The sequence below is a fragment of the Serratia sp. Res13-Sevr-LER1-36-b genome (genome assembly GCF_015673035.1).
GTDB classification, from domain to species: Bacteria; Pseudomonadota; Gammaproteobacteria; order Enterobacterales; family Enterobacteriaceae; genus Chania; species Chania fonticola_C.
On record NZ_JADACK010000007.1, the window covers coordinates 42,900 to 64,608 of the forward strand.

Consider the following 21,709-nt stretch of genomic DNA (forward strand, 5'->3'; position numbering starts at 1 on the left):
TACCGCTATCCCGATTTCAAAACCCGATGGAAGTGATTTATGAAAGATAATGGATTATATGAAAAGCCGCTGGTATGGCGCTTTATGCTATGGGTACACGAGCGTTTTCCACTGCCGAATGCCCCCTTCTTTGTTCTGCTGTTTATTGTCGCTTATGCCGTGGCGGCCAGTTCAGAAAAGAGGGAGGTGATTTTCTCATGGAATATTATTATAGGCTGCCTACTATCCTGGTCCTATTTTCTGCTGTTGCGAATTTTTGACGAACATAAGGATTATCTCATCGATTGTGAGCATCATCCTCAGCGGGTACTTCAACGGGGATTGATCACGCTCAAACATCTTAAATTTGTCGGTGCAGGTTGTATTGCACTACAGCTCTTCGCCAGTATGGCCATTGATGGGGGTATCGCTGGGGCGACCTTGGCGTGGGTACTGCTATTCGCCTGGACCTGCCTGATGGGTAAAGAGTTCTTTATTGGTCAGTGGCTCAATCAATACCTGACCTGTTATGCCATCTCCCATATGTTGGTGATGCCGTTAATCATCTGGTGGCTGGCCAATATAGCGGTTCCTGGCGTTACGCTCAGTGCTCCGATGCAAATATTGATGCTTCTCTCTTTTACTGCGGGATTTATTTTCGAAATCACTCGTAAGTTTAAAGGCCCGGATGAAGATCGGCAAGAGATCCCTACCTACTCCTCAATCTATGGGATAAAAACCATTTTAATCATTCTGATCATACTGATTTCTGTGATGCTGCTCATCCAGCTAGGGTTGATTATGGCGACTATCGGGAATGTTCCTTTTTTATCCCTGATCCCGTTAGTGATTTTCTATATTTTAACCCTGTATCAGCTCGTTACGTTTTTACATCACCCCTGTATTCGCAACCGAAAGCGCAATGAAGCCATTGTTGGTCTCTACCTGGCCGTTGGTTATCTGGTGTGTGCAATAACGATTTTCACTGCCGTAATCGTTTGATATTTAAGGATGTTATCATGTCGATAAAAGGTCTGTCACCACGTTATCTGTATACCTATACGGAAAAAGCCCGGCAGCAGCGTTTAGCCTATCTGTCAAAGTACATGCAGTGTTCGCTGGATAAGGTTGCCCAGAACTCGTTTGATGCCACCGCGCTATCCAACAACATTGAAGGGTTTATTGGCTCGGTCGAAGTCCCTGTAGGTATTGGTGGCCCGTTGCAAATCAACGGGCTGCACGCTCAGGGGTTGTTCTACGCCCCGTTTGCGACAACGGAAGGGGCATTGATCGCTTCTATTTCACGGGGCGCCACGGCGATTACCCGTTCTGGCGGTGCCACGGCCAGGGTGCTGGGCCAGCGTATGATGCGTGTGCCACACTTTGAATTTCTCAGTGTGACAGAGGCGCTGGAGTTCAGTCATTGGGTAGTCAACTATCTCGATGAGTTACGCAGCGAAATTTCCAGCCACTCTCGTTATGCGCAGTTGGTGGCCTTAACACCTCAGATTATCGGGCGCAGTGTACACCTACACTTTATCTATGAAACAGGTGCTGCCGCCGGGCAGAATATGACGACAACCTGCACCTGGCATGTCTGCCGGTGGATCCAGGAGAAGCTGGCGACGACCACTGATCTTAAGCCTCATCACTTTATGATCGATGGTAATTTATCCAGCGATAAGAAAGTCTCTTATCAGTCGCTGATCCACGGCCGGGGTACGCGAGTGATTGCCGAGGTGTACCTGAGTGCCAGAGTGTGTCAATCCATCCTGCGGGTCACTCCTGTTCAGTTAGTTAATGCTTACCACCGTGCTGTGGAAGGCGCCATAGCCGCCGGTATGGTCGGTGTGAATATCAACGTTGCTAATGTCATTGCGGCACTGTTTACTGCCCTAGGACAGGATATTGCCTGCATCCATGAATCTTCCGTAGCTCATTTACGCATGGAGCTGAGCGACGAGGGGGCGCTTTATTGCAGCATCACATTGCCTTCTCTGGTCATAGGTACCGTTGGCGGCGGCACTTATCTCCCTCATCAGCGTGAATGTTTGAACATGTTAGGCTGTAGTGGGCCGGACGGTACCAGCAAGCTGGCGGAAATTATTGCCAGCTATTGCCTTGCCCTGGATATTTCCACGCTGTCCGCTATCGCGGCAGATGAATTTGCCAAATCCCATGAGAAGCTGGGGCGCAACCGCCCACACCTTGCCGCCGCTCCCACCACATTGGCGGAGCTCAATCTCGCTTTCTTCCACTCCGCATCCTATAACCCGGTCTGGGGCAGTAAACTGCCGGTATCCGCTGCTATATCGGCAGGTTCAGACGAAAAATACAGTCTGTTGACCACCCTCAGCGCCCAACATTCGAACAGGCTGATGGGGCTGTTTCCCGGTACTTTGACCAATGCGGCACGGCAGGATATTCCGGTGATGCTGAAGCTCAAGCCTCTGGATCAAGACATCTTCACTATGATGAAGTTTTTTGCCGGGAAAAGTTCACCGGCTCTGCTTCAGGCTCTTTCAGATGCGACACACCTGATAGAGTTTGTTAACACCCACAGCCGCGAAGTGGCGGTAATGAATCAGCAGGATCCACGCCTGACGCGGTATATGCCAAAGGTTTATGGTGTTATTCGTGATGACAAAACGCGCACCTATGCCTTGATTGAAGAGCACCTGCACGATTTAGTGCTGATGGATTCCACCAACGCCATCGGCTTATGGCAACCCCGCCATATTGAAGTGGCCATCGCGGGTATTGCAGAAATCCATGCCGTTTGGCTGGGGCAGGAGGGCGCGCTGTTACAGCAATTCCCTGAAATCTGCCCGCAGGGCAAAGAGAACACTCTGGCGCAACGGCCCCTGTTACAGGCATTTGCGGGTTTTATGGCCCAAAACGTAGCCCACTACTTTACCCCGTCAGAGCATGATTATTTCTTGTCATGGATAGCCAGCATAGAAATCTGGTGCAGCGAAATAGAGCAGATGCCACGCACGCTGGTACATAACGATTTTAATCCGCGCAATATTGCCTTCCGGCAGTGTGATGAGCGGCTGGAGCTATGCTGCTGGGATTGGGAACTGGCCATGCTGCACCTGCCTCAGCGGGATCTGGTCGAGCTGTTGGTTTTCACGCAGCAGGCAGATATTAGCGCTGAGACGGTGGCGCACTACCTCGAATTTCATCGCCAGCAGTTAGAGCACCATAGCCAAAGCGCTGTTGATGCCATTCAGTGGCAGAGAGGTTACGTGCTGGCGCTGCATGATTTTTGGCTACGGCGTATTCCATTCTATTTAATGGCACACCACGTCAGCCCCTATCCGTTTATCGATCGAGCTATGCAGACCCTGCGCAAACTTATTGAACTGACACGAGTTCATAGCACCACTTAATTCATTTTAGCCAAGGAGAGGCGTGCAAGATTGGTCAGTTTACTCAGCGGTTCTTCTGTTGGGCAACTGACCCGATCGGATCGCTCAAATGGACTCTATGACAAACTTATACTCTCAGCATCAGGCCGTACAATTAACTCAGGATCAATTGGGAGGAAAAGCCGCCAATCTTTTATGGTTATCGTTGGAACAGTATCCCGTACCAGAATGGTGGGTGGTGCCAAGCGATATCCTTACTCAACTGGTCACTCAGGATCCGGTTACTGCCGAAATGGTGCAGCGGTTAACCACCGTCACAGCGGATATCACCTTTGAGGCACTGGAAGAGCTTGCCACCCCGTTGCGGCAACGGATACAGCAGGCACAGTTGCCTGCGGGTCTACGAAAACCCCTGTCGGCACTGTTGGCGGACTATCCCGATACTTTCTTTTCTGTTCGTTCGTCAGCCATTGGTGAAGATGCGGAAAATGCCTCTTTTGCCGGGCAGATGGACAGCTATCTGTTCCAGCAGGGGTTTGAAGCGATTAGCGCAAGCATTTGTGCCGTGATGGCTTCCGCTTTTAATACCCGGGCACTGCAATATCGGCTGCACAGGGGAATACCTGTGGATAATATCCGCAGTGCCGTCATTATTCAGAAAATGGTGGACGGTGAGGTTTCCGGCGTGATGTTTACTGCAAATCCGGTGACAGGGAGCCGCCAGCATGGATTGATCTCCTCAGCCTGGGGTGTCGGTGAAGGGGTGGTTTCTGGTGAATGTGATACGGATGAGTTTAGTGTCCATCTGTTCAAGGATGAGATTGAGCGCCGTATTGTCGAAAAGCGCGTTGCGTTAGTGTTTGATAAAACCCGTCAGCGGGGTACGGTCACTCAAAATATTGATCAAGCCAGCCAGTGGGCCGAAACGCTCACCGATGTACAAATTTATGCGTTACGGGATATAGGTAATAGCATTGCCCACCACTGCGGTTGCCCGCAGGATATTGAGTGGACCATTAAAGACCAGTTGCTCTATATTTTACAAACTCGTCCGATTACCCGCCTGCCGAAAGTCGCCGAACCGGTTGACCGCTGTCTGGTGTTTAACAACGCCAATATTCAGGAATCCTATTGTGGGGTAACCACGCCGTTGACGTTCTCGTTTGCCAGAGCCGCCTATGCGACGGTATATGAGCAAACTATGCGTATTCTTGGCTGTTCTGATAAGCAAGTTAGCCAGTCTCAGGAGATGTTAGATAACATGCTGGGGCTGATTAAAGGGCGGGTTTATTACAATATCAATAACTGGTATCGCTGCCTGCTGATATTGCCATCATTCAAAACCAACAAGCAGGATATGGAACGGATGATGGGGCTGACGGAACAGGTGGATTTTGTCCAATCCAGGCAGTTTACCCTGTGGGAGAAAGCGGCCAAACTGCCGGGCATGGTGAAGGCTTTGGTCCGCCTGCTGGCTTCGTTTCGCAATATGGATAACCACGTTGAACAGTTTTTACAGCAGTTCAGGACCCTCACGGCAAACATTCCGCGCGACCGACTGCATACGCTCACGGCGAACCAACTGACAGAACTGCTTAGGTATCTGGATACACACTTGCTACGGCGCTGGACTACGCCGATCCTCAATGACTTTTACGTCATGATGTACAACGGGCGGGTATACCGTACTTTGGCTGCTGCGGGAGTTGAAAAAACTGCTGCCCTGATGGGGGATTTACTCTCTGGAGAAGAGGGTATTGAAAGTACTCAGCCGACCAAAGAGCTGTTGGTCATGTGCCAGTACGTCCGCTCTAAACCCGCCTTGCGTAAACGTATTGAACAGGGGCAAGGCACCACGCTGCTAAACCAGCTCAAGACCCAAGACGCTCATTTCTACCGGCAGTGTATTGGCTATATCGATAAATATGGCGACCGCACCATGGGTGAAATGAAGCTGGAAACCTTAACGCTTCGCTATGATCCCCGCTTTCTGTTTACCATCCTGAAAAACTATCTGACGCTGGACGACTTAACGCCAGAATCACTGGCTACCAGAGAAAGGGGATTACGCAGCGAAGCGGAAAAGCGTGCTTTTAGCATCGTGGAGTACGAGCTGGGCACGCGTCGCATGCGGCAGTTTAAACGTCATCTGGCCAGGCTTCGTCAGGCTATCCGTCATCGGGAAAATATGCGCTTTACCCGTACAAGGTTGCTCGGGATTTATCGCGATCTGTTTAATCAGCTTGGCCGACAGTATGCTCAGGAAGGTATTCTCTCTCAGGCCCGTGACATCTTTTATCTCACGCTGGATGAGATCTATAGTGGCTATGAAGGAACCGCCGTTCAAACCCAGTTAAAACCGCTGGTTGGAGCCCGCCAACGGGAATATGCCAGCTATGAAGCGGAAGAACTGGCCCATCACATCTGTTGTCATGGCTCCCTGTTTCAGAAGCATGACTTTGCCAACCCTTACCAGGCGGAAGCACTCCCATCAGATGAAAATCAACTGCAAGGTATCGGCTGCTATCCCGGGATCGTGGAGGCCAGCGTACGCTTAATCAAATCACCCGAAGATGAGATGTCACTGTCTGGGCAGATCCTTTGCACCGAGCGAACCGATCCCGGTTGGGCGCCGCTGTTCCCAACGGCGGGCGGGTTGTTGATAGAAAGGGGATCTACGTTATCCCACTCTGCCGTGGTGGCAAGGGAGATGGGGATCCCCGCCATTGTCGGCATTCCCAATATCACTCGCTTGATACGCGACGGTGAGTATGTGCGTATGGATGGTGGGGCAGGTACGGTGACACGGCTGGAGCCGTTTAAAAAGGACGCATGTGTAGACGCGGAGGAGGTTCTACCATGATTAACGTCTCTGAATGGCAGCCAAGCCAGCAGCTAACCGAGGAGTTTCTGTCTCTCCCGCAGCAAATCTATCGCCACGATCCTCTCTGGCCGGGAGAAGATCAAGCGGTACTCAAACAGCAGTTCAGCCAGGAAAACTCATGGTTTGAACAAGGTAAGGTTTGGACTGGCACTATACCGGGAAAGGCTCGCCTGGCGGGTTTTCTCCCTCCCTATTTGGTTGAAGGAAAGAAGGTGGCGTTTTTTGGTTTCTGGGAAAGCATTAACGACTTGTCCTGCAATCAACACCTGTTCAACGCCCTGGCGGTGTGGGTAAAAAAGTACGGTATTACTCAGCTGTACGGGCCGATCAATTTTTCCACTTTTGGTCAGTACCGCATTCGCCTGAATCAGTTTGAAAAGGGGGCTTTCGCTGGGGAGCCTTACAATCCACCTTACTATGGCACTTTACTGGAACAGTTAGGGTTCAGCGTTAAGCACCGTTATCTCTCGACTTTCGATGATGCCAGTTTGGCGGCGGATAACTGGTCACAGCGATACCTGCGGATGAAAAAGCTCCCCATGGATATCGAAAGTCGTCCGCTGACTCCGGCTTTATGGATGCGAGAGCAACGCCGAGTGTTTGCATTTACCGATCGTCTGTTTGGTGATGGCTTCGCATACACCCCGCTAAAGTGGGATGAGTTTCAGCAACGTTGTGGGGAGCACTTTATCCGGCGCTTTTGCCCCCATTCCTCTATGTTGGCTCAAACCACGGATGGAGAGATTGCTGGTTTGTCCATGGTGCTTCCGGTCTATCGGGACGGTAAAGCAGAGGCCAATTTGTGGAAAACCGTAGCGATAGATCCCCGTTATCGGCGTACTGGTGTGCTTGGCCACCTGTGTGGTCAGTATCTTCAATATACTAGCCAACATTATCCCCGTGCGGGGGGGGCGATGATACGTGATGATAACGCCAGCCTGCTCATGGCCAAATCGCTGTTTAGAGGAACTGATCAGCGCCATCACGACTACGCACTGTATGGCAAGGAGCTATTCTGATGAACCTTTGTCAGCTCATCGTTCAGTCTGCTGAACGCTATCCCGACAGGGTCGCGCTCAATGTTCCGCTATCCAACGGCGAGTATTCCACTCTGACCTATCGGGACTTTATCAATCTGGCAGGACATTTTCAGCGCCAACTGATCCAGTCCGGTTTTACCCGTGGCGATCGTCTGGTGTTGATGATCCCCCCAGGCCTGTACCTCTATCCTTTGCTGGTGGCTATGCTGGGAATAGGGATTGTTGCCGTTATGCCGGAGAGGGGGCTCACTAGAGCGCAGTTTCGGGCGACGCTGAGGCACTGTCGGCCCAAGGCCATCATTACCGTAGCAGCAACTGGCAAGTGGTGGCCGCTGCTCCCCGAGCTTTGGTGGTTAAAGCGATTTGTGGTTGGCCATCCGGTGCTGGGTATGCAGCAACTACAGGTCAGCGTTAATGCGCCGGATGGCGGTTTTATCTGTCAATCGCTGACACCTGATGCCACCGGGCTGATTACCTTTACTTCGGGTACTACCGGGATCCCCAAAGGGGCAAATCGTACTCATGGTAGCCTGATGGAGCAACAGCGCGCCCTCGAAAACCTGATGCTTACAACAGATCATGATATTGATTTATATAGTTTTCCCGTGCTTGTTTTGCAGACGTTGAGCATGGGGCAACAGAGCATTCTGCCCTACTTTGACTTCGCCAGACCTGCTTGCGTTAATCCTGCTGATGTTATTCAACAAATTGGCCACTTTGGTGTCACGCGCATCAGTGGTGCGCCCGCCTATATGCAGAGAATCATTCGTTATGCTCAGGCACGGCGGCTGACCTTTTCTAAGGTACGCCAAATCATTATTGGTGGTGCTCCGGGCAGTAAAGCTCTTTATCAGAGCTGCCTACAGGTTTTTCCTTTGGCGCAGCAACTGGTGATTTATGGCTCAACGGAAGCAGAGCCGATTGCCTGTGTCGATATACAAACCTTAACGGATCGTTGGTCGCAGCATGATGGCTACCTGGTCGGCAAGCCGATCAAGGTTGCGGAAATCTGTCTGCGGGACATCATGCCTAACGGAGAACCGGGGACGCTAAAGCCACCCATTCCCGGTGATATTGGTGAGGTCCTGGTAGCCGGCCCCCATGTATTGTCTGAATATATTGATAATCCGCAGGCAACCCGGCGGTACAAAATTCCGCGTAAACAGGGTGGCATTTGGCACTGTACCGGGGATGTGGGGCACTTCGATAATGGTGGGCAAATATGGTTATTAGGCAGAGTTAATGACAGCATTGCCATTGATCAACACCGGGTAATTTATCCTTATATTATTGAAAAAAGGGTTAATGACCTCAAGGAAATAGAACGTTGTGCTTTGGTCGCTCATCCGCAAGGCAATGCGGCCCTGATCCTGCAATGCACCAGCCTACCGCAAGAGTTACCGGCAATTCTGGCAGAGCTCCAGCTTACAGACGTCACCCAAGTTTACCAATTATCGGAGATGCCTGTTGACGTTCGGCATAACAGCAAAATTAACCGTCTGAAGCTGAAAAGTTTACTGGCAAAAAACGCGTTAACGGTATGCAGGCTGAACAGGACGTCTTTATGAATAAGTCTCCTTTCCTGGTACGTTTAAGTTCTGCCGATTGTATTACGCTGGTTGGGCTAATTTTTAGTGCCGTTGCAATGGGTTGCGCCCTGCACAAACAATTATTTTTATCGGTTGCCTGGTTGTTTCTCGCCATGCTCGCGGATGCGCTTGATGGCATCTGGGCTCGCCGTAATAAGCTGGTTCGCGCCTTTGGACGCTATCTTGATGGTTTTATGGATCAGTTGATCTACCTGATTTCACCCGCAGTAGTGTTCTACCTTTCAGGTTTTGATGGTTACTGGTCGCTATTTTTACTGTTGATGATGGCCTGCGGTTCTATCCGACTTTCGGTGTTTAATGACGTCGGTAATATAGAAGGAAACAGCGGGCTTTCTTACCCCGGTATGCCGGTGTTCTGGAGCTTGTTTATCCTTGGTACCTATTTGCTGCTGCGCTTGGTGCTACCACCGCTGCCAGGTTATCTGCTGCTCAGCGTTGCGCTGCTGTTGTTTAGCATAGCCATGCTGTGGCGGCGACCGTTTTATAAGTTTAAACATCTGAGCATCATTATATTGATTACCCTGTCTGGTGCCTTCAGCTTCGCTTTACTCCATTTCAGAGGCTTCTATGTGGTATGACATGTTATATACCTGGTATCTGATGATCCCCGTCATATTGGGAGGCTGTACCCATATGATAATTGTCAGGTATAACCACTTTGCGGCTTTAAATGTTCCTTTGGCGATTTCCTGCTTTGGTGCGAATAAAACATGGCGTGGGTTGCTGCTGGTTCCTCTGTTAACCGCACTGTTTGCTCTTTTATGGCTCCCCATTGGTCAGCTTCATTCACCACAGGAAATATTACCGATACTGATTGAGGAGTGCTGCCTTGCCGGACTGCTTGCCGGGGTTGGCTATATTCTGCCAGAGTTGCCTAACTCGTGGATGAAAAGAAAATTGGGCATTCCACCGGGCAAGCTGCCGGTTCGCAACCGTGCCTTTTTTATCTTCGGCGATCAGATAGATTCGGCTATTGGTGTGACGCTGGCCTATACCCTCTATTTTAAGTTGCCTGCAACGTCAGCCGCGCTGCTCTTCATTATTTTCTTGTTGAGTGCTTTTGTGGTGAAACAACTGTTGTATTTACTGGCGTTGAAAAAAACGAGGTTTTAGGCTGATGTAAATGGTTTTTATCCAGGTGTAGTGAGTTAAAGTTGTGATCTCGCCGATAACTGATTAGTTATCTGGCTGAATGCCATGTGGAATTTATTCTTAATGGGCATTTATCGCGTTTGGAGGTAAGCGAATCTGGCAACTACAGCCTTATGATGCAATTGGTGAGCGACATTTTGCCAGATTAACGAGCAAGGCCTAAAGCTTTAGCCTGAACCTGATTTTGTTTGAGTTGCTGCTCAATTTTTTGCACAGAAACGCCTGTTTCTGTAGCGGTTGAACTGGCAACGGCACGGTAGATTTGAGTTTTAGTGATGTGACGATGCGCTGTTTTTTTTGTCATGTTGAAAGCCTCATGGTTTCAGTCCTGACTCTAGTTCGGATAGTTATAGCTCGCAAGGCAGATATTAGTCGGTAATGTTTCAGATAAGATTTGAGTTTGCAGAATATTAATTAAATGAAATCGCTCACCATTTTGCCTCACTGGGGGGACGAAAAGGGGGCACCACTTGATACGCCAACAAAAAAGCCACCTCGTGAGAAGTGGCTTAATCTTATGATTTTAAAGCTAAAATTTGGTGGCCCCTACTGGACTTGAACCAGTGACCAAGCGATTATGAGAACCATTCAGGCCAACCGAAAAACAATGACTTAGTTAAATAACAATAGGTTGCGTGGGCAATAGAGGGCAATACAAGGCAATACTCCTAACTTCATGCGACACTTTTGCGACATTTTGTCAGAGGGTTAAGCCTAATGGCATCTTCAAAATGATCGGGTGCAAAATGGGCGTATCGCATGGTCATTTTAATGTCGGTATGACCGAGTATTCTCTGTAAAACTAGAATGTTCCCACCATTCATCATGAAGTGGCTCGCAAACGTGTGCCGTAAAACGTGGGTCATCTGTCCATCAGGTAACACAATATCGGCCCGCTCAATCGCTGAACGAAAGGCGTAGTAGCATGGTGAAAATAGGGCACCATTCCGTTTAGGTAGCTCGGCCGCGAGTAAAGGGTCAATCGGTATCGTACGGTTTTTCTTCCCTTTGGTTTTAACAAACGTGATTTTGTTCCCTGACACCTGGGTTCTCTTCAAACTTTCTGCTTCACTCCATCTGGCCCCCGTCGACAAACAGAGTTTAGCGACCATTTCCAGATCCTTGGCGGAACTGTTTCGGCATTCACGCAAAAGTGAGTCAATCTGCTCATCTGTAAGGTAGGCCATTTCGCTTTCATCAATGCGAAACTGACGCACATTTTCAAGCGGATTTGGCTGTACCCATTCACCCAATCTTCTGAGCTCGTTAAACACCGCAAGAAAATAAGCTAGTTCAAGGTTCATAGTGCGAGGAGAAACCTTTGTTACTCGTTTCGTCCTGGCAAAATGACCTGCGAGGCGTTTAGCTCGATAGGCCGTAAAGAGTTGAGCCGTAAATTCTGTAGCAAGAGGGAATCCCATACACTCCGCAGCCCATAGCATCGCGCTTTTACGTTTCTCACCATCATTCAAGGTGATGCCATGGCGGCTAAACCATAGTTCAACCAATTCTGTCAGTCGGCGTTTTTCTTTACCTTCACCCAACCAGGGGGCTGACTCAATTTGATCAAGCGTATAATTCTCGAATGCAATCGCTTCGCCTTTTGTGGCAAACCTTTTGCGAACCCGCTTGCCTTCTTTACCGCTGCTACGGTCAACGGTGTAAAAGTCTGCTATCCAGCGCCCATCAGGCAGCTTTCTTACTGGCATTACTTATTCCACCGTCAAGACTACGCGACCAAGTACAGTTATATCCTCTAGGGCACAATCAAAAGCAGCCCCAATACCGCTAATGCGCACCTTCTTAACAGGTATACGTGTGAGTGTGCGTATGCCTATTTTTCCCTCAATTTCGACTAACCATAAGCCATCATTTACTTCACTGAAATGCTTATCAACGATGTACTGAATTCTGTCATCGACTATGCATACTGGCAGAGTGGGTAGGCTGTTGGAGTCCAGAAACATTCCTGCATCGAACAGAATGGAACCAAAGTCATGCAACTGGCCGCTAACTAGCTTTTGTCTAGTTATGTTCAGTGCGCTTGTGTCACCACTTTCAAATTTCTTGCCTTTGCCAGTTGCGATCCATTCTAGTGTTGCCCCTGTTTCTAACATGCAGCGAACAACAATATCTGCCGGAAAAATATCCCGCTTATAACGCATTGCCATGCTACTTGAAGCTATGCCTAGGTGATCAGCTAGCTGTACTTTCATTTTGAATCCGTAGGCTTCTAGGACTCTATCTAGCACTGCGGAACCACCTTTAGTGAAGTCTATCTGCATCATGGAGTGAACTTTTCCTTGATTTTAGCTTTAAGTGAACTTAAAGTTCGCTGCGTAGCTTTTGGTGAGTATTGACCTTTATTGCCATGTATTGCCGTACACGGTTTAACAGACGGAGTTTGCCTTATGAGACCTAACATTACAATTATCATCCCTGAACCCTACATCCCGCTTGATGAGTATTGCCGCCGTACAGGTACCAATAAAGAAACGGCCAAGAACCTGATCGAGTATGGAAAGCTTCCTATCAAACCAAAGGGCAAGCAAAAGAACGGATTGATCGAAGTGAATATGGCAGCCCTGACAGTTCGAGCCTTGAGTGAATGTAACGTCGCTCTTCAGGCTTAATCTATCTTACCGATTAGAGTAGAGCTAACCATGTTTGATTATACCGTTTCTAAACATCCGCACTTCGAAGAAGCCTGTCGCCAGTTCCCGGCGCGCCATAACGTAACGCAGTTAGCGCAACAGGTTGGAATGAATGCACAAACGCTGCGCAACAAGTTGAGCCCAGGACAACCGCATCAACTCACTTGCGCTGAGTTGCTGGCGATCACCGATGCTACAGAAGATTCCAGCCTGCTTGATGCCATGCTGGCACAGATTAACTGTATGCCTTCAGTGCCAGTCAATGAGGCTAGTGCTGGCAACATCCCCGCTTATGCCCTTCATGCCACTGCCGCGATGGGCTCTATCGCTGCCGCTGCGGTACAAGGCGACCATAAAACGCCTGTCCGCAAGTCTGCGTTGCTGGAAAGCGTCAACACCGCGATCCGCCATTTGTCACTGATCGGTCTGACCGTTCAAAACCGCATCCAATCAACCCCAGCACTAGCCTCTACCGTTGATGTGATTAGTGGCCTGGGTGCCGTTGCCGGTTTAAGTTGAGGTTATAGCTATGCCTATCTCGATTGCTCCATTGCTAAAACGCCAAAGCCCATCACGCCATTTTCAGCATGGTTTTATTGAACTGCCGGGCGGTAAATGCTGGCGGCCATGTCACGATCAGTCTGCGTTACTGCGCGGTCTATCCACTTCTAAACCTGCGCCACTGCTGCGCCGTTTGTTCTGCCGTTAATTGGGGTTGATATGTTACTGGCAACAGACACACAAAAAGCTATCGGCATTAAGCGCATTTCCCAGATTAAGCGGGAACTGTTTGCCTACAGGAAAAACGTGGCACAAGAGGCTTTTGATAAATCGCCACCGCATATCCGCAAGACAATCTGCTTCCATGCCGAGCTGAAAGCCCGCCATGTACTCATGACGTTTGCCGAAATGAGCTACACCGAGCGCCAGAAAATCATATGGGCGCTGAATGACCTGATTGATTTATCAAAAACCTTACCGCGTTTCATCAGTGCTGATGATTGCGAATTAAACAGTAATTAACCCCCTGGTGACACTCTGGCGTAAACCCGCCGGGCATCGCTTTGCTTAAATTAAGGAATTGACCCCATGAATAAAAACATTATCGGTATTGATAAAGGCAATGAGTCGGATCACGACAGGGTGATCGTGCTGCTCAATACCGCTCGCCTTGATGAACGTAAAAATCAGGCGGAAGTGGCCGCCGCTCGCCTGGTTCGTCTGGCGTCGCATATTGCACAAAACGGCTTGAACGCTATCGAGGCCGTGGAGTTACTGCGCCAAGAGGCTGAAGCCATCGAACACAAAGCGCAGGAGCTGCACTGATGGCTGACCTCATGGATATCGCACAAGAGCGTCAAGCGCTGATCCTGGACGCACAGATCGCCAATGCCCGTAAGTCCTCGGTTATGCCCTCGGCTTTTAAATGTGAAGACTGCGATGCACCGATCCCCGAAGCCCGCCGCATTGCCCTGTTGGGCGTAGAAACCTGCGTTGCCTGTCAGCACCTGCGTGAAGCCAAGCGCCGCCATTATGCGGTGCAGGCATGACCAGCTTCCTTATCGTTTTCGGCCTGCTGCTGCTTGCAGTGGGCTTTTTTTGGGCCGCTGATTTAAGTGATGCGGAATACGCTCGCAGACCAGAAGTGCAACCTTATGACTGAAGGCAATCCGTGGGCTTATTCCTGGAACCTACCGCGCCCGGCGATTGCCGGGCCAGTAAGACCGCTTACCCGTGAGGAGCACGCTCAGGGGCAAGCTGTTTTGCGCAATATCCATTCCCTGCCGCAATTTCTCAGTGCGGGCTTTTTGTCTCGCCATGACTACCTGCTGAAAAGCAAAGGGCTGCACGATGCCAACAAGTGGCTGGTGCTGCAATTTGATCGCCGTATCTGGCCCCGCATCCAAACCGTTAACGATAAAAATGCGATGGATCTCCATGCATCACCCTGTTTTATGTCGGAACTGGATAACTACGCCAGCTTGCCGGGGATGGATGATAAGGCGTTGAAGCGTTTTGCTGACCGGATCGCCGGGCAGTTGATGCAGAACTATGAGCGTTATTGCGAAGCGTTTCTGGCTGAGAACGACGGCGATAATACAGGCCTGTTAGATGATGGTATCCAGGCAACGTTTTATTCTCAGGTTGCGGGGATGGCCCGTGCTTTCAATGTTACCCCAATGCACTGGCGTAAATACCGTAAAGGCAAGCTGGATACTCAGTCGGCAGTTGCCAGTTTGTCACGGTTGGTAAATGCCGAGTGGTGGGAACGCCAACTGAAAGCCCAGCGCACCCGCTGGCGTGAAGCTTTGCTGATTGCTGTGGGTAATGTGAACCGGGGAGTTTCAGCCTATGCCAGTAAGCAGGCGATCCGCGAAGTGAAAGCCCGCCGCCAGTCCAATCTGGATTATCTGAACAGCCGTGAACTGGAGAACGCCGACACCGGCGAACGTATCAGTCTTATCGACAAGGTGATGGCGAGTATCTCCAACCCGGAGATCCGTCGGATGGAGTTAATGGCGATGATTGCCGGTGTCGAAAAAGCGGCTGCCGAGTATGGTCATAAGGGCTTATTTATCACCATCACTACGCCGTCCAAATACCATCCGACGCGCACCCTCGGCAAAACCAATCCCAAGGTGCAGTTTAACCACAATTGGGATGCCGAAGCTTACACACCCAAAGACGGCCAGCGTTATCTGGTCAAGCTGTGGAGTAAGATCCGTACCGCTTTTAAAGATAATGATCTGCAGGTTTATGGCGTGCGAGTCGTTGAGCCCCATCACGATGCAACCCCGCACTGGCACATGATGCTGTTCACCACCAAAGAACAGCGCCAACGGGTGATCGATATCATGCGCCGTTATGCCATGGCCGAAGATGGCGACGAACGCGGCGCAGCGAAGAACCGTTTTGACTGCAAGCATCTGAATAAGGGCGGCGCGGCGGGTTATATTGCTAAGTACATCGCAAAAAATATCGATGGTTATGCCCTGGACGGTGAGCGTGACCATGAAACCGGTGAGCTGCTGACGGAGACCGCCGCCGCCGTTACCTCCTGGGCGTCAACCTGGCGTATTCCTCAATTCCACTCCATCGGCTTGCCTTCCATGGGCGCTTACCGCGAATGCCGCCGTATCCGCTCAATCAGCCTGGCAGATGACTTTGACGCCAGCGTTGAGGCCGTTCGCGCTGCTGCGGATGCCGGAGATTTTGCCGCTTACATCCTGGCACAGGGTGGGGCTAATGTCCCCCGTAAGGAACAAACCGTGCGTGTTGCTCGTCGTGTCGCTGAAGAGCTCAATGCTTACGATGAAGAAGTGCAGAGGGTGATCGGCATTTTCGCCCCGCACTTGGGTAGCTCACACATTCATGAGACCCGGACTACCCAATGGCGCATTGTCGCCAAAGCCGTTGACCTTGAGGGCTTGACCTTAAAAAGCGCCTCTGGCGCGCCTCGGAGTCCTGTCAATAACTGTGGGTTGGTCGGCAGCAATGAGGCAACAGATCAGCAGGATAAGGAGCCTGTGGAGGCCGTGGCGGTGTTGGAGCACCCACCGGAAACTCCAATTGACTGGAATGATACGACCGTTACACGGTCTGTTATGGCGCGAATTAGGGCTAATGCACCACAGGTAAACAGAGCACAGCGCAGCAACAACGTGTATCGAGGGCGAACGGTAGCCCCATCGGCACGATTAACCCCTGATGAGCGTGCTCGGATCCCTCGGATTCACTCAGAATTGGTGCAACAGGGTATCCAGGCCGAACGCTGGGAACTGGAAGTGCTAGCGCGTGGTACTAAAGTCAAATTTGGTGATATATCAATGCAGTATGAACCGGTTAAGGATTGGTCAAGCTTCGAATAATCTGTTGCGCAATCAAAATCAATAAGCAATACTGTTTATGTATACAGTATTTTTTGAATGTCGGAGGAGTAGGGTGCATTTACCAGCAGTTGAAGAAGCGGTCATCTTGGAACGTATTGAGTTCATCGCCCGCCTTGGAGTTTGTTATGAGAGCCAGGCAAGAGATAAAGAGATAGCACTGATTTGGATCTCAGAACTGGCGGGCAATGCCAAGGGCACCCTTGCAGAGCAAGTTAAGACCAAGTTTGTTAGTGATTCGGTTTTGCTCAGATAAAGCTAGGCAATTTTTGTATGCTGCCGTATAGATCGTTGTGATGTTAAGATTATGAAGTGCTCTCATATGTCATGATATAGGTGACTTTATGCATATGCACCGAGAGTTTTGATAAAAAATATAGTTATAACAGTAGGATGGCCTGATGAACGCTCAACAATTTGATTTCCTCACTGATAGTGAGCTGACATTATTAGAACGGTATCAAACCTGTAAGGCCATGGCTCGAGGTTATGCAGATAACTATAAAACTGATAATGATAGGCTCGTCCAAGCTCGTTCATTTTGCGCTCAAATTATAAGTGCGTATTGGGATAGCCTTGCTAAATCTCAAGATAGCTCAATTAAAATCAAACAGATACCACACTCAGTGGCTTTGGCTGAGGTGTCATGCGATGCCTTAGAACTAGCTAAAAGCACAGGTGAGTTGGTCGCCATTTTTCCTGTAGAAGATGCAGGTTACTTGATAGGTTCCATCTATACGGTAATGTTACCTTCATCCTATCGTTCGGAAATTGGCGCTTATTATACTCCTCCACCTTTGGTATCTCGCTTACTTGATTTGGCTGAGAATACGGGGGTTGACTTTTCTAAAGGTTCGGTTATTGATCCGGCTTGTGGTGGCGGTGCTTTTTTAGCGCCAGTGGCATTAAGAATGCTACAGAAAGACAATGGATCTTCACCTGAATGGATATTAAGACGTCTTGTAAAGCGTCTTAAAGGTATTGAGATTGATCCATTTGCAGCATGGATGAGCTTGAGCCTTCTCGAGGCTGCATTAATGCCACTATGCATTGCGGCTAAAAGAAGATTACCAGAAAATACTATAATTATAGGTGATGCGCTTAAGCAGGTTAGTATAGGTAACTTCGATCTTGTTATTGGAAATCCACCATATGGTAGGGTTAAATTAGATGTTGAAATGAGAGATAGATATTCTCGTTCCCTTTATGGCCATGCGAATTTATACGGTCTTTTTACTGATTTAGCTATTAGATTGGCAAAGCCGATGGAGGGGATAGTAGCGTATCTAACGCCGACCTCATTTTTAGGTGGACAATACTTCATGGCATTAAGATCATTATTAACAGATAAGGCGACACCTTGCGCCTTTGATTTTGTAGCTGATCGTGAAGGTGTTTTTGATGATGTTCTCCAAGAAACACTTCTTACTACATTTAAGTTAGGTAAACATAATAATTTCGCGGAAGTATCATCATTAATACCTAAGGGGTTAAATGATGCTAAAGTCGAAAAGATCGGACATGTAGAAATAGAACATGGTGGGAAAGCGTGGTTATTACCAAGAAGCTCAGCAGATGCGACTTTTTTGAATGCTATAAAATTGATGCCGAATCGATTATCTGATTTGGGATATAGTGTATCTACTGGTCAATTGGTTTGGAACAGGTTTAAGTCCCAATTACGCACGGAACCAACAAAAAGAAGTTTTCCACTTATCTGGGCTGAATCGATCACGAGCTCTGGATTTAAGTTTAGTGCAGACCGCCGGAATCATGTCCCCTATATCGATGTTTATTCAGACCAATCACATTTGGTGACATCAAAACAGTGTGTTTTGGTGCAAAGAACAACATCGAAAGAACAGACCCGAAGGCTACTAGCTGCTGTGCTTCCGCAGGACTTTATAGATAAAAGTCATGGGGTTGTTGTTGAAAATCATATTAATATGGTTTACTCGCAAGAATTATTTACGTATGTAAAACCAGAAACCATTGCTGCAATATTAAACTCAAAAGTAGTGGATCGTGCTTTTCGCTGTATTAGTGGTAGTGTTGCAGTTTCTGCCTATGAGCTTAACTCAATACCTCTCCCAAGTGTTGACGAAATGTTAAAGATAGAGAAGTTGGTACTTTCTGGGAGTTCTAAAGAAAAAATCGAAAAAACCATATCAAAATTCTATGGAGTGAGTTTACAGTGAACTTACCAAAAGTCCCCAAATTAGAAGTTATATCGGAAAGGCTTCCGTATGTATTCCCAGAAGGTACGGAAAATAGAAACTACGTTATACGTGAGATGGCAGCTAAAACACTCTATGTTATGTTTTATGCTGGTGCCATATACGGTACGGATAATTGGATAAGGCCAAGTCAGGTCACTGATATGGGGAGCAAACAGGCTAGCCTTGTTGATGATGTGAGTCGTGATAATTGGGTCAAAAAGACATTATCTAGTAAAAAAGATCGCCCAATTGATGCTTGGTATGCTGCTAACTCCCGAGAACCTGTAAGAGATGAAACTATTCGTTCTGGTTTTATACCTTGCGGTGCAGTAATAGAGAGGAGTGGTATTCCAACAACTTCATCTAAGCCGAAGTATTGTCTTGAAGCATCTTTTGCAGCTTTATTTGATGAAGAATTGTTAGGTGGTGATTTAGATACTGCTATAGCAAAATGGCAAAATGCCCATTTGAATAAAGCAGCTTTATCTAGATTACGTCTTATGAAATCAGGCGCTGCGATTGCAGAAGACGCTGTAGTCGTTACTTTCCCAAATGGTGAGCAAAGGACATTAGCTCCTGGGCCTTCAAGTGTCATAGCTAAGGCTGTTATTGAAGTTTTTGCTCCAACCTTTCTTAAATCTCCGGCTATTCTTTGGTTATCGGAGTCTGGTAATAAAGTTGTAGCTCGTGATGAAGGATTAGCACACGCATTGGGGTTAAGAATTGATGCCTCCAAAGCACTTCCTGATATAATCCTTATTGACCTAGGACATGAAAGTAGTGGCGCAGACATGCTAGTTGTGTTCACTGAAGTTGTAGCTACTGATGGGCCAATAAATAGAGAACGAAAGAGTGCGTTAACAAAATTGGCATTGGAAGCTGGTTTTAGCGAAAGTCACTTAGCGTTTCTTACAGCTTTTATGGATAGAGGAAGCGCACCATTCAAAAAATCAATCTCTGAACTAGCTTGGGGTTCTCATGCATGGTTTGTCTCTGAACCTGAGCATTTGATTGATTTGAAGGATGGCCAACCAGTTAAATTATCGGACAGAATTTAAGTTGATACCACTGATGGTTGGTGTGCATGTCTTGAGTGCATGAGTTTGCATGATGATCCGGTGTGATTTTTTCCCCAGCAGCGCCAGTCCTGGCGTGGATCGCGCCGGATCACGCAACTGCATGAAAAGTGACACATGAAGCGGGCAGGCGAGGCGGGGATAGCATTGCGCGCATGTCCTTAGTCACACTTTAGGTAATTTTTTTAGAATAGTTAGCATTTTTTATGATAGGTTTATTCTACTTTGTTGCTATAGGCTACTGTCTATGCCATATATACCGAATCCACAACATAGAAATGCTGCGTTTGCAGCCCAAAAAACACAATGGATTGTTCCATTAGTGATTGAGGAAGAGTGTTATAACAAAGCTCGGCAAGAAGAATGGGCTTTTAAGGCATGTTATTGGGCGATTTATTGGGATCCTGTAGAGTCGAAGGTGACTGAACTGGGTGTGGCTCCCCCTCCTATATCATGTAATGTTCATATAGCGAAATTTGTTAGTGATAGCCATGATAATTGGCATGGATATCCGGTAGCACATTGGCGTGCGCCATTTGATAGACCAGATACAACAGTACTTCGTAAGTGGCTACAAGATGGTTTGATTACTACGCCTAAAATGTCAAAGATAATTAGGGGTAAAAAATGCGCCCTGTAAAGATAAAAATAGAAGGTACGTTTTGGGATTCGCAGATATACTCTGGTGAGCTTATTCTTATTGATGTTAATGGTTCGCTTCATCGGATTGACTGGAACGAAGCTGTGGATGTTATCGCAAAAAAATTCCCACTATTTGAAACGGCTGTTCGAGTCTCATTTTCTGATGGAGAGTTATTCTATAATCCCAAGGTAACAAAAGTATTCAACGACCCAACAATTAAACCTATCGTAATATCTCAATTAGAGTCCTTGTCGGAGGCTGATGTGACTGAAAGGTTTTCGTCACGCAATAGTTTTTGGAGTGAAGAAAAATATCCTTTTAGCTTTTTGCCGTCAGATACTGAAATATATTACAGTAGATTTTTTGCTGCGGGTGAGGAGGGGCTTTTTTCAACAACAAAATCCAACATAGGCTCCAAGTATAATAAAGGTGAAGTAATAAAACATCATGATTCTAATGTCATACAAGTAAAAGCATCTGAAAATGCAGGAGCTATAGCTATTGCAGCAGGTAATGATGGGCTTTTTGATTTTCCGTTTAATCGTCATCTAAAAGGAGGGTTAAAGGCCCCTAGAAACATTGCAGATATACCATGTAATATTTGTGACTGGGCTTTTCAGAGTGTAATAGGATCAACTTTATTTAACTCTTACTTTGTGAAGTTCAGAGAAGAAAAGGTCAATGATAAAAAAGTCAGAGTGTTCGATAGTATAATATCAGACAATGAAATTTTCGGATCAATTAATAGTGAGAAGAATATTGTCTGGGGTTCGCGTGAGAAAATGTATCGCATTTCCTCAAGTGGACTAGAGATTGTAAATTACAATGCAAAAAATAAGAAAACAGATGACTTCTCTGCAAAAGGGTATTTTAATTTTTCCAATAGTAATGAAATTAAACCTGAAGAGATAGATGATGTCATTTCTACAGGGGTGGCACCTTTCGGTACTATACTTGAATTTTCTGATAAGGTTTTAGTTATACGGAGTGATGGCTTTATAGATATTTTTAAAGGTGAATTAGTTCATTGGAGAATTTTTCCAAGATCAGAACATTATAGTAATCAATTGCACTTAATTTATGAGGATAGGATCGAAATCATATCCTTCGTACATGATTACTTTGTTGATCAAGAAAATAAAATATTTGGTTTCTCAAGATAGTAGCCGCATTTATTCCAATGACTGAACA

22 protein-coding genes are annotated in these 21,709 nt (G+C 47.7%); 19 read left to right on the forward strand and 3 right to left on the reverse strand.

The annotated features are described in order from the left end of the window. Window positions 1-39 precede the first annotated feature (39 nt). The 7 genes from IMQ33_RS06265 to IMQ33_RS06295 all read left to right on the forward strand — a co-directional run bounded on the left by IMQ33_RS06265 (window position 40) and on the right by IMQ33_RS06295 (window position 10,000). Window positions 40-981, forward strand: a complete 942-nt coding sequence (locus tag IMQ33_RS06265; RefSeq protein ID WP_196061545.1) for a UbiA family prenyltransferase — start codon at window positions 40-42, stop codon at window positions 979-981. Window positions 982-998: 17 nt separating this feature from the next. Then, window positions 999-3,374, forward strand: a complete 2,376-nt coding sequence (locus tag IMQ33_RS06270; protein WP_196061546.1) for a phosphotransferase — start codon at window positions 999-1,001, stop codon at window positions 3,372-3,374. Window positions 3,375-3,471: 97 nt separating this feature from the next. Next, window positions 3,472-6,216 carry a phosphoenolpyruvate synthase gene (locus IMQ33_RS06275; protein WP_230326645.1) on the forward strand — a complete coding sequence of 915 codons (2,745 nt, stop codon included), beginning with the start codon at window positions 3,472-3,474 and terminating at the stop codon, window positions 6,214-6,216. Beyond that, window positions 6,213-7,256: a hypothetical protein gene (locus tag IMQ33_RS06280; RefSeq protein ID WP_196061548.1), complete on the forward strand. Its 1,044-nt coding sequence runs from the start codon at window positions 6,213-6,215 to the stop codon at window positions 7,254-7,256. The genes IMQ33_RS06275 and IMQ33_RS06280 overlap by 4 nt, the downstream gene beginning before the upstream one ends. After that, a complete protein-coding gene (locus IMQ33_RS06285) occupies window positions 7,256-8,845 on the forward strand; it encodes an AMP-binding protein (RefSeq protein ID WP_230326646.1) in 1,590 nt (529 codons plus the stop codon). Before IMQ33_RS06280 ends, IMQ33_RS06285 begins: the two co-directional genes overlap by 1 nt. Further along, window positions 8,842-9,465 carry a CDP-alcohol phosphatidyltransferase family protein gene (locus IMQ33_RS06290; protein ID WP_196061549.1) on the forward strand — a complete coding sequence of 208 codons (624 nt, stop codon included), beginning with the start codon at window positions 8,842-8,844 and terminating at the stop codon, window positions 9,463-9,465. Before IMQ33_RS06285 ends, IMQ33_RS06290 begins: the two co-directional genes overlap by 4 nt. A 1-nt stretch (window position 9,466) precedes the next feature. Beyond that, window positions 9,467-10,000: a CDP-archaeol synthase gene (locus IMQ33_RS06295; protein ID WP_230327526.1), complete on the forward strand. Its 534-nt coding sequence runs from the start codon at window positions 9,467-9,469 to the stop codon at window positions 9,998-10,000. A 184-nt stretch (window positions 10,001-10,184) separates the two neighbouring features. On the opposite strand, the gene IMQ33_RS06300 is transcribed toward IMQ33_RS06295, so the two are convergent. The 3 genes from IMQ33_RS06300 to IMQ33_RS06310 all read right to left on the reverse strand — a co-directional run bounded on the left by IMQ33_RS06300 (window position 10,185) and on the right by IMQ33_RS06310 (window position 12,327). Next, complete coding sequence (locus tag IMQ33_RS06300) at window positions 10,185-10,343, reverse strand: hypothetical protein (protein ID WP_196061551.1); 159 nt, start codon at window positions 10,341-10,343, stop codon at window positions 10,185-10,187. Window positions 10,344-10,713: 370 nt separating this feature from the next. Further along, a complete protein-coding gene (locus IMQ33_RS06305) occupies window positions 10,714-11,748 on the reverse strand; it encodes a tyrosine-type recombinase/integrase (protein ID WP_115159999.1) in 1,035 nt (344 codons plus the stop codon). Between the two features lie 3 nt (window positions 11,749-11,751). Further along, window positions 11,752-12,327 (reverse strand): phage repressor protein CI, encoded by a 576-nt coding sequence (locus tag IMQ33_RS06310; RefSeq protein ID WP_196061552.1) that lies wholly within the window; start codon window positions 12,325-12,327, stop codon window positions 11,752-11,754. A gap of 123 nt (window positions 12,328-12,450) precedes the next feature. Here IMQ33_RS06310 and IMQ33_RS06315 point away from each other — a divergent pair, with 123 nt between their 5' ends. From IMQ33_RS06315 to IMQ33_RS06370, 12 genes are all read left to right on the forward strand, one after another. Beyond that, complete coding sequence (locus tag IMQ33_RS06315) at window positions 12,451-12,672, forward strand: regulator (RefSeq protein WP_115159997.1); 222 nt, start codon at window positions 12,451-12,453, stop codon at window positions 12,670-12,672. A gap of 30 nt (window positions 12,673-12,702) precedes the next feature. Then, window positions 12,703-13,212, forward strand: coding sequence for a phage regulatory CII family protein (locus IMQ33_RS06320; RefSeq protein ID WP_196061553.1), 510 nt, complete (start codon window positions 12,703-12,705; stop codon window positions 13,210-13,212). Between the two features lie 10 nt (window positions 13,213-13,222). After that, a complete protein-coding gene (locus IMQ33_RS06325) occupies window positions 13,223-13,402 on the forward strand; it encodes a phage filamentation protein Fil family protein (RefSeq protein ID WP_196061554.1) in 180 nt (59 codons plus the stop codon). 11 nt (window positions 13,403-13,413) lie between these two features. Continuing rightward, entirely contained in the window at window positions 13,414-13,716 is a 303-nt protein-coding gene (locus IMQ33_RS06330) for a hypothetical protein (protein WP_196061555.1), read from the forward strand. 66 nt (window positions 13,717-13,782) lie between these two features. Next, complete coding sequence (locus IMQ33_RS06335; RefSeq protein ID WP_196061556.1) at window positions 13,783-14,019, forward strand: DUF2732 family protein; 237 nt, start codon at window positions 13,783-13,785, stop codon at window positions 14,017-14,019. After that, window positions 14,019-14,243: a TraR/DksA family transcriptional regulator gene (locus IMQ33_RS06340; RefSeq protein ID WP_024528231.1), complete on the forward strand. Its 225-nt coding sequence runs from the start codon at window positions 14,019-14,021 to the stop codon at window positions 14,241-14,243. Before IMQ33_RS06335 ends, IMQ33_RS06340 begins: the two co-directional genes overlap by 1 nt. 105 nt (window positions 14,244-14,348) lie before the next feature. Continuing rightward, window positions 14,349-16,562: a replication endonuclease gene (locus IMQ33_RS06345; RefSeq protein WP_196061557.1), complete on the forward strand. Its 2,214-nt coding sequence runs from the start codon at window positions 14,349-14,351 to the stop codon at window positions 16,560-16,562. A gap of 73 nt (window positions 16,563-16,635) precedes the next feature. Then, window positions 16,636-16,836, forward strand: coding sequence for a hypothetical protein (locus IMQ33_RS06350; protein ID WP_312872016.1), 201 nt, complete (start codon window positions 16,636-16,638; stop codon window positions 16,834-16,836). Window positions 16,837-16,981: 145 nt separating this feature from the next. After that, on the forward strand, window positions 16,982-18,778 hold the full coding sequence (locus IMQ33_RS06355; RefSeq protein WP_196061559.1) for an Eco57I restriction-modification methylase domain-containing protein: 1,797 nt from the start codon (window positions 16,982-16,984) through the stop codon (window positions 18,776-18,778). Continuing rightward, window positions 18,775-19,857: a BsuBI/PstI family type II restriction endonuclease gene (locus tag IMQ33_RS26365; protein ID WP_196061560.1), complete on the forward strand. Its 1,083-nt coding sequence runs from the start codon at window positions 18,775-18,777 to the stop codon at window positions 19,855-19,857. Before IMQ33_RS06355 ends, IMQ33_RS26365 begins: the two co-directional genes overlap by 4 nt. Window positions 19,858-20,122: 265 nt before the next feature. Further along, window positions 20,123-20,515, forward strand: a complete 393-nt coding sequence (locus tag IMQ33_RS06365) for a hypothetical protein (protein ID WP_196061561.1) — start codon at window positions 20,123-20,125, stop codon at window positions 20,513-20,515. Further along, entirely contained in the window at window positions 20,503-21,681 is a 1,179-nt protein-coding gene (locus tag IMQ33_RS06370) for a hypothetical protein (protein ID WP_196061562.1), read from the forward strand. The genes IMQ33_RS06365 and IMQ33_RS06370 overlap by 13 nt, the downstream gene beginning before the upstream one ends. The last annotated feature ends 28 nt before the right edge of the window (window positions 21,682-21,709 follow it).

What these genes read in the sequence shown, in the direction of transcription:
- IMQ33_RS06265 (WP_196061545.1), top strand. Translation starts at nt 40, where the DNA reads ATGAAAGATAATGGATTATATGAAAAGCCGCTGGTATGGCGCTTTATG.
- IMQ33_RS06270 (WP_196061546.1), top strand. Translation starts at nt 999, where the DNA reads ATGTCGATAAAAGGTCTGTCACCACGTTATCTGTATACCTATACGGAA.
- IMQ33_RS06275 (WP_230326645.1), top strand. Translation starts at nt 3,472, where the DNA reads ATGACAAACTTATACTCTCAGCATCAGGCCGTACAATTAACTCAGGAT.
- IMQ33_RS06280 (WP_196061548.1), top strand. Translation starts at nt 6,213, where the DNA reads ATGATTAACGTCTCTGAATGGCAGCCAAGCCAGCAGCTAACCGAGGAG.
- IMQ33_RS06285 (WP_230326646.1), top strand. Translation starts at nt 7,256, where the DNA reads ATGAACCTTTGTCAGCTCATCGTTCAGTCTGCTGAACGCTATCCCGAC.
- IMQ33_RS06290 (WP_196061549.1), top strand. Translation starts at nt 8,842, where the DNA reads ATGAATAAGTCTCCTTTCCTGGTACGTTTAAGTTCTGCCGATTGTATT.
- IMQ33_RS06295 (WP_230327526.1), top strand. Translation starts at nt 9,467, where the DNA reads ATGTTATATACCTGGTATCTGATGATCCCCGTCATATTGGGAGGCTGT.
- IMQ33_RS06300 (WP_196061551.1), bottom strand. Translation starts at nt 10,343, where the DNA reads ATGACAAAAAAAACAGCGCATCGTCACATCACTAAAACTCAAATCTAC.
- IMQ33_RS06305 (WP_115159999.1), bottom strand. Translation starts at nt 11,748, where the DNA reads ATGCCAGTAAGAAAGCTGCCTGATGGGCGCTGGATAGCAGACTTTTAC.
- IMQ33_RS06310 (WP_196061552.1), bottom strand. Translation starts at nt 12,327, where the DNA reads ATGATGCAGATAGACTTCACTAAAGGTGGTTCCGCAGTGCTAGATAGA.
- IMQ33_RS06315 (WP_115159997.1), top strand. Translation starts at nt 12,451, where the DNA reads ATGAGACCTAACATTACAATTATCATCCCTGAACCCTACATCCCGCTT.
- IMQ33_RS06320 (WP_196061553.1), top strand. Translation starts at nt 12,703, where the DNA reads ATGTTTGATTATACCGTTTCTAAACATCCGCACTTCGAAGAAGCCTGT.
- IMQ33_RS06325 (WP_196061554.1), top strand. Translation starts at nt 13,223, where the DNA reads ATGCCTATCTCGATTGCTCCATTGCTAAAACGCCAAAGCCCATCACGC.
- IMQ33_RS06330 (WP_196061555.1), top strand. Translation starts at nt 13,414, where the DNA reads ATGTTACTGGCAACAGACACACAAAAAGCTATCGGCATTAAGCGCATT.
- IMQ33_RS06335 (WP_196061556.1), top strand. Translation starts at nt 13,783, where the DNA reads ATGAATAAAAACATTATCGGTATTGATAAAGGCAATGAGTCGGATCAC.
- IMQ33_RS06340 (WP_024528231.1), top strand. Translation starts at nt 14,019, where the DNA reads ATGGCTGACCTCATGGATATCGCACAAGAGCGTCAAGCGCTGATCCTG.
- IMQ33_RS06345 (WP_196061557.1), top strand. Translation starts at nt 14,349, where the DNA reads ATGACTGAAGGCAATCCGTGGGCTTATTCCTGGAACCTACCGCGCCCG.
- IMQ33_RS06355 (WP_196061559.1), top strand. Translation starts at nt 16,982, where the DNA reads ATGAACGCTCAACAATTTGATTTCCTCACTGATAGTGAGCTGACATTA.
- IMQ33_RS06365 (WP_196061561.1), top strand. Translation starts at nt 20,123, where the DNA reads ATGCCATATATACCGAATCCACAACATAGAAATGCTGCGTTTGCAGCC.
- IMQ33_RS06370 (WP_196061562.1), top strand. Translation starts at nt 20,503, where the DNA reads ATGCGCCCTGTAAAGATAAAAATAGAAGGTACGTTTTGGGATTCGCAG.